14 protein-coding genes and 2 tRNA genes are annotated in these 15,403 nt (G+C 41.8%); 8 read left to right on the plus strand and 8 right to left on the minus strand.

The features are described from left to right. Window positions 1-103: 103 nt before the first annotated feature. Together ybaK and HXT38_RS03915 are read left to right on the plus strand one after the other, a co-directional pair. Complete coding sequence (gene ybaK / locus HXT38_RS03910) at window positions 104-604, plus strand: Cys-tRNA(Pro) deacylase (RefSeq protein ID WP_004105119.1); 501 nt, start codon at window positions 104-106, stop codon at window positions 602-604. Between the two features lie 137 nt (window positions 605-741). Further along, the gene (locus tag HXT38_RS03915; protein ID WP_369803150.1) at window positions 742-816 is read left to right on the plus strand and encodes a 50S ribosomal protein bL37; all 75 of its coding nucleotides are present in this window, start codon (window positions 742-744) and stop codon (window positions 814-816) included. A 68-nt stretch (window positions 817-884) separates the two neighbouring features. Here HXT38_RS03915 and HXT38_RS03920 read toward each other — a convergent pair whose 3' ends face one another. After that, window positions 885-1,562, minus strand: a complete 678-nt coding sequence (locus HXT38_RS03920; RefSeq protein WP_101886176.1) for a sigma-70 family RNA polymerase sigma factor — start codon at window positions 1,560-1,562, stop codon at window positions 885-887. Between the two features lie 149 nt (window positions 1,563-1,711). Here HXT38_RS03920 and HXT38_RS03925 point away from each other — a divergent pair, with 149 nt between their 5' ends. The 4 genes from HXT38_RS03925 to HXT38_RS03940 all read left to right on the plus strand — a co-directional run bounded on the left by HXT38_RS03925 (window position 1,712) and on the right by HXT38_RS03940 (window position 6,453). Further along, a complete protein-coding gene (locus tag HXT38_RS03925) occupies window positions 1,712-2,491 on the plus strand; it encodes an exonuclease domain-containing protein (RefSeq protein ID WP_101885954.1) in 780 nt (259 codons plus the stop codon). A gap of 25 nt (window positions 2,492-2,516) precedes the next feature. After that, the gene (locus HXT38_RS03930; RefSeq protein ID WP_421791679.1) at window positions 2,517-4,313 is read left to right on the plus strand and encodes a UDP-N-acetylmuramoyl-L-alanyl-D-glutamate--2,6-diaminopimelate ligase; all 1,797 of its coding nucleotides are present in this window, start codon (window positions 2,517-2,519) and stop codon (window positions 4,311-4,313) included. A 134-nt stretch (window positions 4,314-4,447) separates the two neighbouring features. Continuing rightward, window positions 4,448-5,689: a carboxylate--amine ligase gene (locus HXT38_RS03935; protein ID WP_116442641.1), complete on the plus strand. Its 1,242-nt coding sequence runs from the start codon at window positions 4,448-4,450 to the stop codon at window positions 5,687-5,689. Window positions 5,690-5,724: 35 nt separating this feature from the next. Next, window positions 5,725-6,453: an aspartate/glutamate racemase family protein gene (locus HXT38_RS03940; RefSeq protein ID WP_004105127.1), complete on the plus strand. Its 729-nt coding sequence runs from the start codon at window positions 5,725-5,727 to the stop codon at window positions 6,451-6,453. Between the two features lie 13 nt (window positions 6,454-6,466). Here the strand turns inward: HXT38_RS03940 and HXT38_RS03945 are convergent, their stop codons facing one another. Beyond that, window positions 6,467-7,924, minus strand: coding sequence for a bifunctional folylpolyglutamate synthase/dihydrofolate synthase (locus HXT38_RS03945; protein ID WP_116442640.1), 1,458 nt, complete (start codon window positions 7,922-7,924; stop codon window positions 6,467-6,469). Between the two features lie 278 nt (window positions 7,925-8,202). On the opposite strand from HXT38_RS03945, the gene HXT38_RS03950 reads away from it, so the two are divergent. Both HXT38_RS03950 and HXT38_RS03955 read left to right on the plus strand, forming a co-directional pair. Then, window positions 8,203-9,798: an aminopeptidase P family protein gene (locus HXT38_RS03950; protein ID WP_421791681.1), complete on the plus strand. Its 1,596-nt coding sequence runs from the start codon at window positions 8,203-8,205 to the stop codon at window positions 9,796-9,798. Window positions 9,799-10,081: 283 nt separating this feature from the next. Then, a complete protein-coding gene (locus HXT38_RS03955; RefSeq protein ID WP_410294649.1) occupies window positions 10,082-10,984 on the plus strand; it encodes a carbohydrate kinase family protein in 903 nt (300 codons plus the stop codon). 80 nt (window positions 10,985-11,064) lie between these two features. Here HXT38_RS03955 and HXT38_RS03960 read toward each other — a convergent pair. The 6 genes from HXT38_RS03960 to ftsZ all read right to left on the minus strand — a co-directional run bounded on the left by HXT38_RS03960 (window position 11,065) and on the right by ftsZ (window position 15,239). Further along, window positions 11,065-11,138 (minus strand) — tRNA-Ile (locus tag HXT38_RS03960). Between the two features lie 287 nt (window positions 11,139-11,425). Then, window positions 11,426-12,106 carry an ECF transporter S component gene (locus tag HXT38_RS03965; RefSeq protein ID WP_032842304.1) on the minus strand — a complete coding sequence of 227 codons (681 nt, stop codon included), beginning with the start codon at window positions 12,104-12,106 and terminating at the stop codon, window positions 11,426-11,428. Window positions 12,107-12,387: 281 nt separating this feature from the next. Then, a tRNA-Glu gene (locus HXT38_RS03970) sits at window positions 12,388-12,459 on the minus strand. A gap of 107 nt (window positions 12,460-12,566) precedes the next feature. Then, window positions 12,567-13,385, minus strand: a complete 819-nt coding sequence (gene trmB, locus HXT38_RS03975) for a tRNA (guanosine(46)-N7)-methyltransferase TrmB (protein ID WP_174191520.1) — start codon at window positions 13,383-13,385, stop codon at window positions 12,567-12,569. A 159-nt stretch (window positions 13,386-13,544) separates the two neighbouring features. Continuing rightward, the gene (locus HXT38_RS03980) at window positions 13,545-14,003 is read right to left on the minus strand and encodes a cell division protein SepF (protein WP_004105139.1); all 459 of its coding nucleotides are present in this window, start codon (window positions 14,001-14,003) and stop codon (window positions 13,545-13,547) included. A gap of 24 nt (window positions 14,004-14,027) precedes the next feature. After that, window positions 14,028-15,239 carry a cell division protein FtsZ gene (gene ftsZ, locus HXT38_RS03985; RefSeq protein WP_032835254.1) on the minus strand — a complete coding sequence of 404 codons (1,212 nt, stop codon included), beginning with the start codon at window positions 15,237-15,239 and terminating at the stop codon, window positions 14,028-14,030. Window positions 15,240-15,403: the final 164 nt, after the last annotated feature.

Raw genomic sequence — 15,403 nt, forward strand, 5'->3', positions numbered from 1 at the left:
AGCTCCACAAGGGGTTTATATGTTTAATATACACTAAGTCAACAGTCGGTATAGCATATCATGTAACACAATTTGACAGTTGAGTATAAGGCACGGTAACAAAATGAGTAAAAAACATGCAGAAACCGGAAAAGCAACTCCAGCTATTGCGCAACTCGAAAACGCAGGCATCACCTTCCGCATAGCGCAATACGAGCATGACGCTGATCACATGGACGACGGCTATGGAATTGAGGCTGCTGAGAAGCTAGGCGTAAGCGCAGCTCAAGTTTGCAAAACTCTTATGGTTGACACTGGTGAAAAGCGAGTAGTTGGAATTGTTCCAGTAAACGGACGTCTCAATATGAAAGCAATTGCAGGAGCAGTACACGCAAAGAAAGCAAGTATGACAAGCCCAGAAGTTGCGCAACGAGAAAGCGGCTACGTAGTTGGCGGAATCTCACCATTCGGACAAAAAACGCACCATGAAACAGTACTAGATAGTAGCGTAATGCAATTTGATGAGATTCTTGTTTCTGGAGGAAAACGAGGATTGGACGTAGTTCTTAATCCTCAAGATATCGTAACATTATTAAACGCAACTGTAGCTGATATAGCAGCATAAGCAACATAAGCTTTATTACTGCAAATATTGTTACTAACAAGTGATTACTCGCACGAGATTAGTACGTTGACAAATATAACGTCTTGGCAACGTGCGATAATCCCTAAGGTTGTTCATTAATCGTTAAGGAGTGCATTATGGGTATGCGTGGCCGCAAGCGCAAGGCGCGTCGTAAAAAAGCAGCGAATCATGGCAAAAGGCCAAATGCTTAAGCTATAAATTCGCTTATACATACTGTAAAGCCCACGTCAATCGTGGGCTTTTTCGTTTTAGCATACTTTTATTCACCACAATAATCAGAAAGCTCACGTTTAAGTTGCATGCGAGCGCGGTTAAGTCTGCTCATAATAGTGCCTATTTTTACGCCTTCTTCTTGGGCAATTTGTTTATAAGATTTACCTCGAATAGCGACTTCAATAAAAACTTTTCTACGCTCAGGCGGCAACTTACTAAGCGCAGCAATAATCTCTTGTGGAGCAAACCCTTCTAAATATTCTTGTTCAGCAGAAAGCATTCCTTTTGCGCAATGATTAGAAGCCTCATAAATATCCCAATCATTGTAGTCGCCAGTTTCATCGTTAGCACGTTTAGGGCTTCGTTTTGCTTTCGCGTACTGATTAAAATACAAATTTCGTTCAATCCTGTTAATCCAGGCAGCAAAATTTGTGCCAGGCTGAAAAGTTTCAAAAGATTTAAGAGCACGCTCAAAAGTATCTTGCACTAAATCTTGCGCATCCTGCGCATTTTGCGTAAGACGCATAGCTTGAGTGTACAAAGGATCAACGCAAGTAGATACAAGTTGTTCAAATCTTTTGCGTCGACTTTCCATTGCAGAACTTTGCTTAGTATCTACTAAACGATCACTAAATAAGCGAGCATTACGATTTTTTGCACTTTGTTTTTTAGCTCTTACGCTTTTAGAGCACATAACATTTGTCTTCTCGATTTGCTCACCCATATAGTCAATAATACTTTTACTTTGCACATATCGCTACTGATTTATCGTGTTGCATAGTGTAGCGCAGAGCGAGATGATAACACAGCGCAGCACAATAACGCAGCGCGGCATAGTGTGACATTGCGTGACATTGCGGTAGTATTGTGACTATGCCAACTCATATTCAAGAATTGTTAAATGCTTTAGATTTAGCACCTAAGCAAGCTGAGAATACATTACTTGCTGAATCATGGTTACTTGGTTTCGACACTGAAACTACAGGTGCAAATATTGGTAAAGATGCCATTGTTTCTGCAACTCTAGTATTACGCAATCCTGAACTAGCTCACGATGGAGATGTGGTATCAACTTGGTTAATTAACCCTCATCAGCCTATGAATCCTAAGGCAAGCGAAGTAAATGGTTTCACAGACGAATACCTTCAAGAACACGGCGGAGAGCCTGAAGAAGAACTTGAATTCCTTGCACGCGCAGTAAGCATGGCTCAAGCTAAGAATATTCCACTACTTGCTTATAACGCTCCATTTGATATTGCAATGTTACGTCACGACTTGAAGCGTTGGCATCTTACTGCGCTAGAAGAACGCGCAACTTGTTCAATACATGCACTAAACGCTAATGACATTCTTACTGTTGATCCTCTTGTTATCGATAGAGCTGTTTCTAGAAGATCCGGCAAGCGTACTCTCACTATTACATCTCAATTTTATGGAGTTGAACCAATCGGAGATTTCCACGATGCTACAGCAGACACAGTTGCAGCTCTTGATTTGATTGCTCCAATGAGCAAACTATATGAGTCAGTAAGTTGCATGAGGCTGAATACTATGATGGATTGGCAGCGCGAAGCTTATATTAATTGGCGAGATAGCTTCAATCAATGGCTGCAATCTCACGGACGTGAGCCTATTACTGGAACATGGCTATAAAACATTTGGCGAAAAGAAGTAAATTATGATCATGCATAACACGTTGTCACTAGCAAACGCAAGTGAAATTTTGCAACACTATGGTTTGTTACGCGAAATGATTCAATATTGTAACGCAGAAGATACTAATAGTGCTAATACTAAAGAAAAAACTGTAGACTCTACTCATTCTCGCAATGAAATATGGTCTTTAAATCCGTATTATTTCCCAAATATTGATGCAGATGAGTGCTTTACTAACGCAACTTACGATACTCGCGATATTACACCTGGGACACTTCTGTTTATTAAAGGCAATTTTCAGTCGGAATATCTTTTAAATGCAGACAACAAAGGACTTGCTGCATATGTTGCTGAACAAAGCTACGCACAATACACAAAAGCTGTTGGTTTAATTGTTACGGATGCTAAAAAAGCAATGAGCGTGCTTGCAGCAGCATTCTTTGGAAATCCACAAGAAAAACTCACTATTGTTGGAATTACTGGAACTAAAGGCAAAACAACTACAGCCTACTTTACTCACGCTATTCTAAACTCCCATTCGCACGGTAAAGCAGCACTGTTTTCTTCAGTAGATAATTGCGTAGACGGAAAAAATTACGTTGAATCTAATTTAACTACTCCTGAAAGTTTTGATGCTTTCAAAATGATGCGCGAAGCTGTAGATAACGGCATGAAGTATCTTGTTATGGAAGTTTCTTCACAAGCTTATAAGGTGAATCGCGTATATGGTCTTAAATTCGATGTTGCAGCATTCTTAAACATTAGCCCAGACCACATTAGCCCTATTGAACACCCAACTTTTGAAGATTACTTGTATTGCAAACGACAAATTATTGCAAATACTAAGCGTTTAGTACTAAATTCTGATACAGATCACGCAGATCTTCTTTTACAAGATGCAGAACGCAACAATGTGCTCGTAACAACTTTTGCTCGCATTAAAAAAGATGAAATAGAAAGCGACGCTTGCGAAAATGACAATTTCGATGATATTGACGACGATCGCATAAATTATTGCGCTCCTGCTAACGATGATGACTACACAGAATTACTTACTCCTGACTACATTGCAATGCCAGTAGAAAATAGTGAATCACATTGCATCGCTATGCGAGACTCAAGCGAAGACGACGACTATGAAGATAACGACTACGAAGAAGACGTGCACTACTGCCCTATTGACGAATTCGCATTGTCTATTGCAGGAGATTTTAACTACGAAAATGCTTTAGCTGCAATCGCTATTGCAGGAGAATTGGGAATTAATCAAGATACTGATTTACACGCATTACACGCTATTGAGAACGTGAAAATTTCTGGACGCATGGAAGTTTTCAAAGACACGCACTCAAATATGATTGCAGTTGTCGACTATGCGCATAACTACATTTCTACAAAATCAGTTCTTGACTTTGTAGAAGAGCGCTACGGCAAATTTAATCCTCGAATTACGCTAATAACTGGTTCCACAGGAGATAAAGCTGTCGACCGTCGTAAAGAAATTGTTGAAGCAGCGCAAAACCGCATAGAACAGTTTATTTTCACTACTGAAGATACTGATACTGAAGACGTAATGCATATTTGCGAGGATATGCAAAGTTATGTTACGGACCCAAATGTTTCTTCACGCATTATTATCGACAGAGCTGAAGCAATAGAATACGCTTACAACGATGCTGCAAACAGCGAACAAAAAAATGGAAGATTAAACATTCTTCTTGCTATTGGTAAGGGCGATGAACGTTGGATTAAAAACAAACGAAAGCATGTGCCGTATGAGGGTGATTCATTCGTAATAAAGCGTCTTTTTGGTCTGTAATACGCTTATGCGAAAGTATGAAAATATACGAATAAAATAAACGCAATTACTACATAAACTAAATAACAAGCTAGCTAACAAACTAAATAACAAACAAGTTAAATAACAAATTAAAACAAATGAAGAAGATACAAATGAATAATCAACAATTCCAACCTGTGTTACTCGGTAGCGATATAAACGCATATGGCATGGCTCGAGCATTCCATGAAGAATATGGCATTACTTCAATTGCTTTTGCGCACTTCCAACTTTCACCTACGAAATTTAGCAAAATTGTCGATGTGAGAATTGTTCCAGGCTTTGGAGAACTTCCTACATTCCGCAATACAATGCTTAATTTTGCTAAATCATGGCATCAAGAGCATCCTAATACCAAGCTTCTGCTTATTCCTTGCGGCGACGTATATGCGAACCTTCTAAGCCAATGCGGTGATGAATTGCACGAATATTTTGCTTTCCACACATTGCCAAATTCGCTCAATCGCCAGCTTAGCCTTAAAAGCTCATTCTATAAAACTTGTGAAAAATACAATCTTCCTCATCCAAAAACTAAAGTTGTAAACGCTCAAGAAGTAGCAGCGCACGCTTATGAAGATTTGCCATTCAGCTTCCCTATTGCTATGAAACCAGCAAATAGCACTAAATGGCTTGATATTGATTTTGAGGGACGTAAAAAAGCTTTTATTATCAATACTCCGCAAGAACTTGATACTCTTATTCAACGCTCGTACAAAGCTGGCTACGATGATGAAATGATTTTGCAAGACTTTATTCCTGGAGACGACAGCCGCATGCGTGTGCTAAATGCTTACGTTGATAGCAATCATCATGTGCGCATGATGTTTCTAGGACACCCTCTACTGGAGGATCCAACTCCAGAAGCAATCGGCAATTATGCAGCTATTATTCCAGACTACAATGAGGAAGTTTTCCAAAATATTAAAGCATTTTTGGAAGATATACGTTACGTTGGCGTAGCTAATTTTGATATGAAATACGATGAGAGAGACGGAAAATATAAGCTTTTTGAAATCAATTTACGTCAAGGACGTTCAAGCTATTTCGTCACTTTAAACGGATTTAATATTGCTAAATATTTTGTTGAAGATTTAATTGACCATAAGCCTTTTGACGGGAATACTGTGTTCGGCCGTGGAGAAAAGCTGTGGATGGAGATTCCGCGATCGATATTTTGCAATTATGTAGCAGAAGGCGATGAAAAGAAGCGCGGTCTTAATATGATTCGTCGCGGCGATTGGGGCACTACGCTAGAATATAAAAAAGATATGAATCTGCTACGCTGGTTGATGATTCGTCATATGTTTTCAATTTACACAAGACGTTATGCAGAATTTTTCCGCAATAAAGCGTGAAAATTATTACGTAACTTTGAAGGGAATATGAGACAATGAAACGTCCGTTTTTTGCTGTACTTGGCGGCATGGGCACACTTGCAACAGAAAGCTATATTCGTTTACTTAACAAAGAAACGCATGCGCATAACGATCAAGAGTTTTTAGATTATGTGGTGTTCAATGATGCTTCTGTGCCAGATAGAACAGCATATATTGTTGGCGAATCATCCGAAAACCCATTCCCTACTCTTGCAGACGACATAGCTAAAGCAACTGCGATGGGTGCTTCATTTATTGTGCTCACGTGCAATACTGCGCATTACTTTTACGATAAGTTCCAAGCGCTTACCGACGTGCCAATTATGCATATGCCACGTGGTGCTGTAGCTGAAGTTTCTAAACGTTACCCAAAGTCTAAATGTAACCGTATTGGATTCTTAGGTACTGCAGGGTCGCGTAAAGCTGGAGTGTATCAGCGCGCTATAGAAGAAGCAGGATACACATTCGTAGCACCCGACGACGATTTACAAAAACGCATTACATCGCTTATTTATGATGATGTAAAAGGCACAGGCGATCTTAATTTACGCCGTTACGAGTCCGTTTTAAGCGACATGCTTGACCCTGCAGGAGCGTGCCGTTGCGACGCACTTATTTTGGGTTGCACAGAATTAAGCGTGCTTAATGAAGCTTTCCCTCTTCCGCAAATACCGTTAGTTGACGCTCAAGCAGTACTTGTAAAAAATACTGTAGAAAAAGCTAAATCTTTGCGAATGAAGTAGCAAAAATAGCTTATCAGGACTCGTCAATATTTGGGTGGATTGCTACGCGCTGATCCTTTGGCTTTTTTAGATCCGGATTCACGTGCTCAACAAGCATTGTGCGCGCGTCTCCTGCAGTGACGAAACTACCGCAAATAAGCACTCCATGACCATAGCCCACACCAAGCTCATCGTCTTCATCAACTAAATCAACGGCAGTTTGAATAGCATCCGGCAACTCGTCAACACGAATTACGCGATCCTCGCCAAATACGCCTACAGCAATCTTTTCGAGCTCTTCTGGATCCATTACACGGTCGCGCCAAGAATTACGCGTAACAACAATCTTCGTCAAAATAGGCTCAAGAACACCCAAGTATTCTTCAACTTGCTTATCTGCCATCATTGCCACAACGCCAATAAGCTGCTCAAAATGATAGTTTTCTTCAATAGTTTCGCGAAGAGACTCAGCAGCATTCACGTTATGTCCACCGTCAATGATGATTGTCGGCGAAGTACGAACCTGCTCAATACGACCAGGAACCTTAACCTGGCTTAAAGCCTCTGCAACTAAATCGCCATCCAAAGCACCATTTACAGGCAGCACAACCTCTGCAGCGGCAAGAGCTGCCAAAGCATTATGAGCCTGATGTTTGCCAAACTTGTCAATCGGAACATCCTCATAAGTGCCAAGAGGCGTACGCAAAGTAACAACCTGTCCACCAACTGCAGGAGTACGAGACACAACTTCAAGTTCGCCATCGCCATAAGAAGAATCGCGCAATAATGTAGCATGATTGCGCTCCGCAACTTCCTTAATAATTGGCAAAACCTTAGCTTCATGCGGTTGAGGACCCAAAATAACAGTGCAATTTGGCTTGATAATACCAGCCTTCGTGCGAGCAATCTCTTCAACAGTGTTTCCAAGCCATTGCATGTGATCCATATCAACCGGCCCAATAATTGCAGCATCAGCATTCATAACATTGGTGGCATCCCATTCACCACCCATGCCAACTTCCATAACAGCAACATCAACAGGAGCATCCGCAAAAGCCCAAATTGCCATGGCTGTAAGCACTTCAAAAAAGCTCATTTTTGGCTTACCGTCAGCCTCCATGCGAGCGTCAACCATGTCGATAATGTCTTTCATTTGATCCCACACATCAACGAACTGATCGTCACTAATTTCCTGTCCGTCAATCATAATGCGCTCGTTTACGCGCTCCAAATGTGGAGAAGTATATAATCCGGTTCGCAAACCGTATGCTCGACAAATCGACTCAGCCATTCGAGCAGTAGAACCTTTGCCGTTCGTACCAGTTATGTGAATAACACGCATAGACTGCTCTGGATGACCTAAAATATCGAGAATAAGACGCATGCGGTCCAAGTCGAGATTAGTTTTATTATGTTCTGGAGCTCGGCTCATAATGTTGCGTTCAATATCAACAATTCGCTCATTATTGCGATTTGGATTTTCAATAGACATAACTACTCCCCCTAATTTTTACGCTCGCTCACTCATTTTCCAACTATCTAGATTAGTTGATACCAACAACACACGCATATAAATATGTTGTGACAATATTCACATAGCAAAAGCGTTTTATACGCACTTTGTAAATTGCGTATAAAATCTTGCTATTTTGCACTAAAAAACTCGCATAAAACACTAAATAAGACTATGTTAGTTTATTGACTGTTTATTTACTATTTGTATAATTTGCGCAAGCAAAAATTAACAAGCAAAAATTAAGGAGCCTCATAATGGCAGAATATACGCCAACTGAGCACGGCGAAGAGCTAAAGGCTGACGGAACACAAAAGACAGAAGATCGTGTAAATAACCGTTCACTTCGTCCAAACAGTGATTCTTTTAAAGATTTTATGACGAATAACTGGGATAACCAGGAGCCAGAAGTTAAGGCTCTTGAATCTAGTAGGTATATTCCAGCTCGTTTAGAGGCTCTTTCAAAACGTTTCCCAGGCGAACGTTTAGTTATTCCTGCAGGACAACCAAAGGTGCGTAATAACGACTGTGATTATGCTTTCCGCCCAGACACTACATTTGCCTACTACACTGGATTAGGTCAAGACTATGAGGCTGGTGCTGTGCTTGTTATGGAGCCAGTCAACAAAGATAGCGAAGAAGCTAAGGCTGGAAAAACACATGTACCTGAGCTTTTTGTAGCTCCACGCGCAGATAACAGCACTTCAGCATTTTACAAGGATCCTCACTATGGAGAATATTGGGTCGGCCCTCGTGCAGGCTTAAAAGAACTTAAAGCAATGACCGGCATTGAAACGCGCGATATTGCAGAACTTGACGACGCTATTGCAAAGAATGTAAGCGACGACGCTAATGGTGAGGGCATTCGCGTGCGAATTGTTCGAGAAACGGATCCTGAGCTTACTGCAAAAGTTGAAACAATGCGCGAAGCAAGTGGATTTACTGATGAAGATGCAAACACTTGCGCAGACGACAAATTGCACGAATTCGCTGCAGAAGCACGAATACTTAAGGACGACTACGAAATTCGCGAAATGCGCAAAGCTATTGCAGCCACAAAACTTGGTTTTGACCGCATGCTTACGCGTTTGCCTAATGCTTTAGGTCATGAGCATTCCGAGCGCATGATTGAGGGTGCTTTTAATTCTGTTGCTCGCGAGGAAGGGAACGAAGTAGGCTACGACACTATTGTTGCTTCAGGCAAGCATGCACCAATTTTGCACTGGATGCGCAATACTGGCGTTGTTTCCAGCGGAGAATTGCTACTTATTGATGCCGGCGTTGAAGTTAACAGCCTCTACACTGCTGACATTACACGAACTTTCCCAACAAATGGCAAATTCACTGACTTGCAAAAGAAGCTTTACCAGTGCGTTCTTGACGCTCAACAAGCCGGTTTTGAGGCAGCTAAGCCAGGTGCAACCTACTCCGATATTCACCATGCTTGCATGCGCGTTCTAGCCGAACACTTGCACGAATGGGGAATTTTGAAAGTTAGCGTTGAAGAATCACTTTCGCCAGAAGGTCAACAGCATCGTCGTTGGCACGCTTGCGGCGTTGCTCATCATCTTGGTTTGGATGTGCACGATTGCGCACAAGCACGCTATGAGTCTTATCAGGGCGCAAAAATTACTCCAGGAATGATATTCACTATTGAGCCAGGATTATACTTTGCAGCTAACGATTTGATGCTTCCTGAAGAAATGCGCGGAATTGGAATTCGTATTGAAGATGATGTGCTAATGACTGAAAACGGTCCAGAATGGCTTTCTATTGACATTCCAAAGCAAATCGATGATGTAGAAGCATGGATGGCTGAACAAGCTCACAAAAGTGATATTTTCCAACATTAAGCAGCAAATCAAAATAATAGAAAAATATAATAAAACGAAATAATAATATAGTACGCCAGCATAAGCTAAGTTAAACGTACGCAATATGGCACTTATGGTGCGCTCTATAGAAACGTAACACGCATTGCGCATGTTACTTATCGAAAGGGCGCACCATAATTGTTTATATAGCATTTTTACAAGCAAAATTTGCATCAAAATGCTTTTGAAGAAGCGAGAAGATATTTAGTAAAAAGTATAGCTCTACAAATTTGCTGCACTGACGCGCGCGAAAGGAATATTTATGACTAAGCCAATTGTTCTTTCACTCGGCGAACTTTTATGGGATTTACTCCCACACGGAAAACGTGTTGGCGGAGCGCCAGCAAATTTTGCATATCACGCACAGTGTCACGGAGCGCAAAGTTGCATGATTAGTGCTGTTGGTCAAGACCAACTCGGCGATGAGCTGATTGACAAAGTAAACAAAGCTGGCATCGCTTCAATTATTCAACGCAACGCTTGGCCAACAAGCACTGTAGAAGTAACACTAAAAAATGGAATACCAGAGTACACTATTCTACGAAATATAGCATGGGATCATATTCTTTACACTCGAGAACTCATTGATTTAGTAGAACGAGCAGATGCAGTATGTTTTGGCACTCTAAGCTTACGTTCTCAAGAAACTCACGACACAATTTTACAATTGTTAAAGCATACTAAGCCTGGAGCAATGAAGTTCTTCGACATTAATATTAGAAGCGATCACTACTCTAAGGATCTTATTGACACATTACTTCAAGAAGCCACAGTATTTAAGCTTAACGATTCGGAACTATTCTTATTACGCGACATGTTCAATATTCGCGACACTTCAGACGAGGAAGCTTGCAAGTGGTTCCAAGCTCGTTATGCACTAGATTATGTGATTCTTACAGGCGGCTCTACTTTTAGTACGATTACTACTAGCACTGGAGAAAGCTCAACTATCCCAACTCCACACGTTGACGTTCTTGACACAGTTGGTGCTGGGGACTCGTTCTCAGGAACATTCACAGCGCATATTCTTAAAGGAGAAAGCTTACAAGAGGCGCATCGCGCAGCTGTTAATACTGCAGCATTCGTGTGCACTCAAGAAGGAGCATGGCCTAAGTATCCAAAGCAAATACCAGATTACTTGTCAATGGCAGAAAATAACAAATAAAACAAAAAATAAAATTTAAATTATAAGATACAAAAATGCCACTTCATAAATCATAATGAAGTGGCATTATTAATATCTTGTGGGGCCTCAGGGGCTTGAACCCTGGACCGACGGATTATGAGTCCGCTGCTCTAACCGACTGAGCTAAAGCCCCACGCTAACAAAGTTAGCAACGACTAGATTAGCACATACCCATAAACGTCGCCAACTCAGTGAGTCGAATTTTTGACCTTGCTTAGGATTACTGAGCTTGAAATCCCGATGATTTCAAGCTCGGTCAAAATCCAAACAAACAAAAACAAAACCCAACACAAAACCACACCAACCAAAATCTGCCTCCGTCAATAACGACGAAGGCAGACCTCGCTTGCGTTGAAAGCACACCGTGCTTTCAACCTGAGCAAGCTCGACGCTCTGAAGGAGCTTGAAATCCAGATGATTTCAAGCTCGGTCAGAACGTCCAGATGCGAAGTTATCAAGAGCACCAGTTTTGCGCAAAGCTAAATACACAAACCACACAAGCACTCCAGAAAGCAGCAATCCACTAATAAGCTCATTAAGCATGTGAATAGTAATATAAGTTGGAGCCTTACCTTGATACTTAGTAAATGTTAAGTAAACTCCATACTCAAACGCTACCAATAATCCAGATACAACGCTTAAAGTCAAATTAAACTTTCGCAAACGGAAAATTAAGAACGGAATCTCCGCAAACACACCCTGCAAAAGTGCGGAAATAAGCGTATCTCGCATATTAAACGGAGTTCCAAGAAGCACCTGTACAAATGCTGCAACAACATTTACATACACTGCAGAACCTGGCTTACGAATAAGCAAAACTGCAAGAGTTCCAGACAAATACCAAACACCATGCGTAATGCTTGCAAAACCAGGAAGAACAGCTGCATTCAAAGTACGAATCAAAGGAATAAACACCAAGCCATAGCCATACAAGATAACGCCAAAAACAGCAGCAAGAGCAGCACCTAATGCGATATCTGCAACACGCCAACGCATGCTTACAACCCTATTAATACTAAAAGCAGCATTACTATCCACTTGATCCGTTACACAATTAGATGATTCTAATCCATTATTATTTGTATTGAAAATATCGCTCATAGGAAATCCTTTTTAAGCTGCTGCGCATTGTAAATTACTTAATTGAATACTTCCTGACCTACGCAGCCCGGGCAGAAGTACCAATGAGAAAGTGTATCATCTCTAAAAAGCACAACATACCTTTTGTGATATTTAATACATTGTCAGATGTTATATCGATTTATAGAAAAAATATATGAAAAACTAATTGCTGCGCAAAAATAGGGTAAGCAGTAAAAATAGAAATACAAAAATCAGAAATACGAAAAACGCCGCTGAAAACTCAGCGGCGTTGTAATTTGTACCCCCTAAGAGAGTCGAACTCTTGTTGTCAGATTGAAAGTCTGGTGTCCTAACCGTTAGACGAAGGGGGCTTCGAACCAAACCATATAATATTAACACTCAAAAAAGAGTCGCGCAACTCACGGCGTGTTGAGGCTAAGTACAACTGCAAAGCTCCGAGAACAGCGGCGGCAAAGCATTATTGTGCTATGTAGGTGAAGTCGTGAATCGTGCGACCAGCCTCCAAGCCTTTGCGCTCAAAATTCGTAAGAACTCGACCAGCAAAGCGCTCAGACTCGCTAAAATCTGCGTGCGGAAGAGCTGCTGCAGTATCAGCTGTACCTTTCCCTACATGCTCAATTGGAAGACTTGCGCTTAATTCGCCAATATTTGCAAAATCTTCGCGAGAATCCATAATCTCATGCACATGCAAAGCGTAGTCCTCAATATCTGTAGCAATGCGCCACGCACCCCCTCTACGCAACGCCTGGTGTATTGTAGAGGCAAGCTCTGGCTGCACAATACGACGCTTATGGTGGCGCATTTTAGGCCATGGATCCGGGAAGAAAGTCCAAACTTCTTCTAAAACTCCGCAGTCGCACGCAGCGAAGAAATCAGGAGCGTTAATTTGCGCAATACGAAGATTAGTCAAACCTTGCTTTCCAGCAAGAAGCATTGTGTGAGCAACGCCTGGATCATAAACTTCAAGCGCTAAAAAGTTAGTTTCCGGCAAACGTTCAGCTGCAGCAACAATGTTTTCGCCTTGCCCGGAACCAATTTCAACAATAAGCGGATTATCATTCCCCCACTTATCGCTAATCCAATCATGCGTAATGTTCAAATTTTCGCGCAATCTAAATGAGCCAGGCGCTTCAGTAACGTCTAGCAGGTACTGACTTGCATAACGCTCCTGAGCGTGCTGTAAACGCGCATCTAAGCGCCCAGAACGACGCACAAACGACAATACAGTGCGTTGCTTGGCTTGCATAGTGTTTTCGTTTTCATTTTCAATGCTCATGAGATTACTTTCGTTATTTGGGCTATATGCCTTTAGTTTAAATTCGCATGATTTTAGTCATGCTCGTACGCATCGCTTTTATGCTACCAAAAAGTATAAAAAAGCAGCGAAAGTTGTTAAACAAACGCTGCTCAATTAATTCTTTAGCAAATACAATTTTTAGGAGAACAAATCACGCGCGGTATTGTCGTTCGGAGCATCCTCTACTTTGATATTCACTTGTGCTGGGCTTAGCAAAAATACCCTAGGAGTCACACGCTCAATAGAACCGCGAACACCAAATACAACTCCAGCAGAAAAATCAACAATACGATACGCAACCGATTCAGTTACACCAGTAAGGTTTAAAACCACTGGAACACCGTCACGCAAAGCACGACCTACCATTTGCGCATCATCGTAAGACTTAGGATGAATTGTAGTGATACGACTCATACGACTAGCATTCGCACGAGCAGAACCACCACGCAAATCATTACCATGTTGCGACACAGCAGGAGTTACCGAGCGATCATTATCGAATGACGTTTCTTGAACATCAGATTCAGCATAATCATCATCCTCAGGCACATCTGCCATACCAACGTATGACATCACGTTCTTCATAAAGCCAGCCATGAAGCAACCCTCCTCTCGTCACGCTTAACGCAGAAAATCAGGAATATCTAATTCGTCAGGTTCGGCAGGCTGCTGTACAGGAGCTGCCGCAGGAGAATATTGCTGATTCATTGCAGGCTCAAACATAGAAGGCATAGAAGCAGGTTGTTCTACTTGTGGAGCAGCTTGAGCTTCCTCTTTGAAAGATGAGGTAGACTGTGCAGGAGCTACAGGCTTAACATCTGCTTGCATATCAACAAACTGACCAGCTTTAGCTGAGGACTCCTCCGCCTTAGGATGAGCATCAAATCCAGCAGCAATAACCGTAACTCGAACCTCATCGCCGTAAGAATCATCGAGGGAAAGACCCCAAATAATTTGAGCTTCTGGATGAATAGCTTTACGAACAAGTTCAGTTGCAGCAGAAGCTTCCTGAAGCTTCAAATCACTTGGACCTGCGATATTAATCAAAGCACCGTGAGCACCCTCAATGCTTTCTTCCAGCAATGGGGAGCTAATAGCAATTTCAGCTGCCTGAGTTGCACGATCCTCGCCTTTTGCAGCACCAATACCGAACAATGCGGTACCCGCTCCGCGAAGAACAGCTGTAACATCAGAGAAATCAACATGAATGTAAGAATTCATGGTAATTAAATCAGTAATGCCTTGCACACCTGCGAGCAACGCAGTATCTGCCGTCTTAAATGCTTCAATAATTCCAATAGTACGATCAGAAATTTCCAAAAGACGATCGTTTGGAATAACAATCAACGCGTCAACTTCTTTGCGAAGATTCTCAATACCAAGTTTTGCAGATGCAGCACGTTGCGGTCCTTCAAAACCGAATGGACGTGTAACAACAGCAATAGTCAAAGCACCTTGCTGATGAGCCGCACGAGCCACAATTGGGCTTGCACCAGTACCTGTGCCGCCGCCTTCACCGCAGGTAACAAACACCATGTCAGCACCTTTAAGTGCCTCTTCAATGTCTGATTGATGATCCTGCGCAGCCTTAGCACCCTTTTCAGGATCAGCACCAGCGCCTAAGCCTCGGCTCGAAGCATCAGATAATGAAATCTTTACATCAGCATCAGAACGCAGTAAATCTTTAGCGTCAGTATTAATGGCCACAAACTCTACATTCTGTAGGCCCTCGCTGATCATCCGATTGACGGCGTTACCGCCGGCACCACCGACGCCGACTACCTTGATGATGGTTTTGTCGTTGAAATTGTCAGTCTGGGCAATCTCGCTCACCGTTATCTCCTGTCACTCACGCACGTTTACACAATATTTTAGCGCAAAACGCTCGATACTGACGACGTTTTCACAATAAACTGAAAAAATGTCACTGCTTTGATAATACACCGTGCTATATGCAAATATGAGCACAAGGTGATTTTAATAGAATATTCTCGAAA

This window comes from Gardnerella sp. DNF01157 (assembly GCF_049244225.1).
Taxonomy (GTDB): Bacteria; Actinomycetota; Actinomycetes; order Actinomycetales; family Bifidobacteriaceae; genus Bifidobacterium; species Bifidobacterium leopoldii.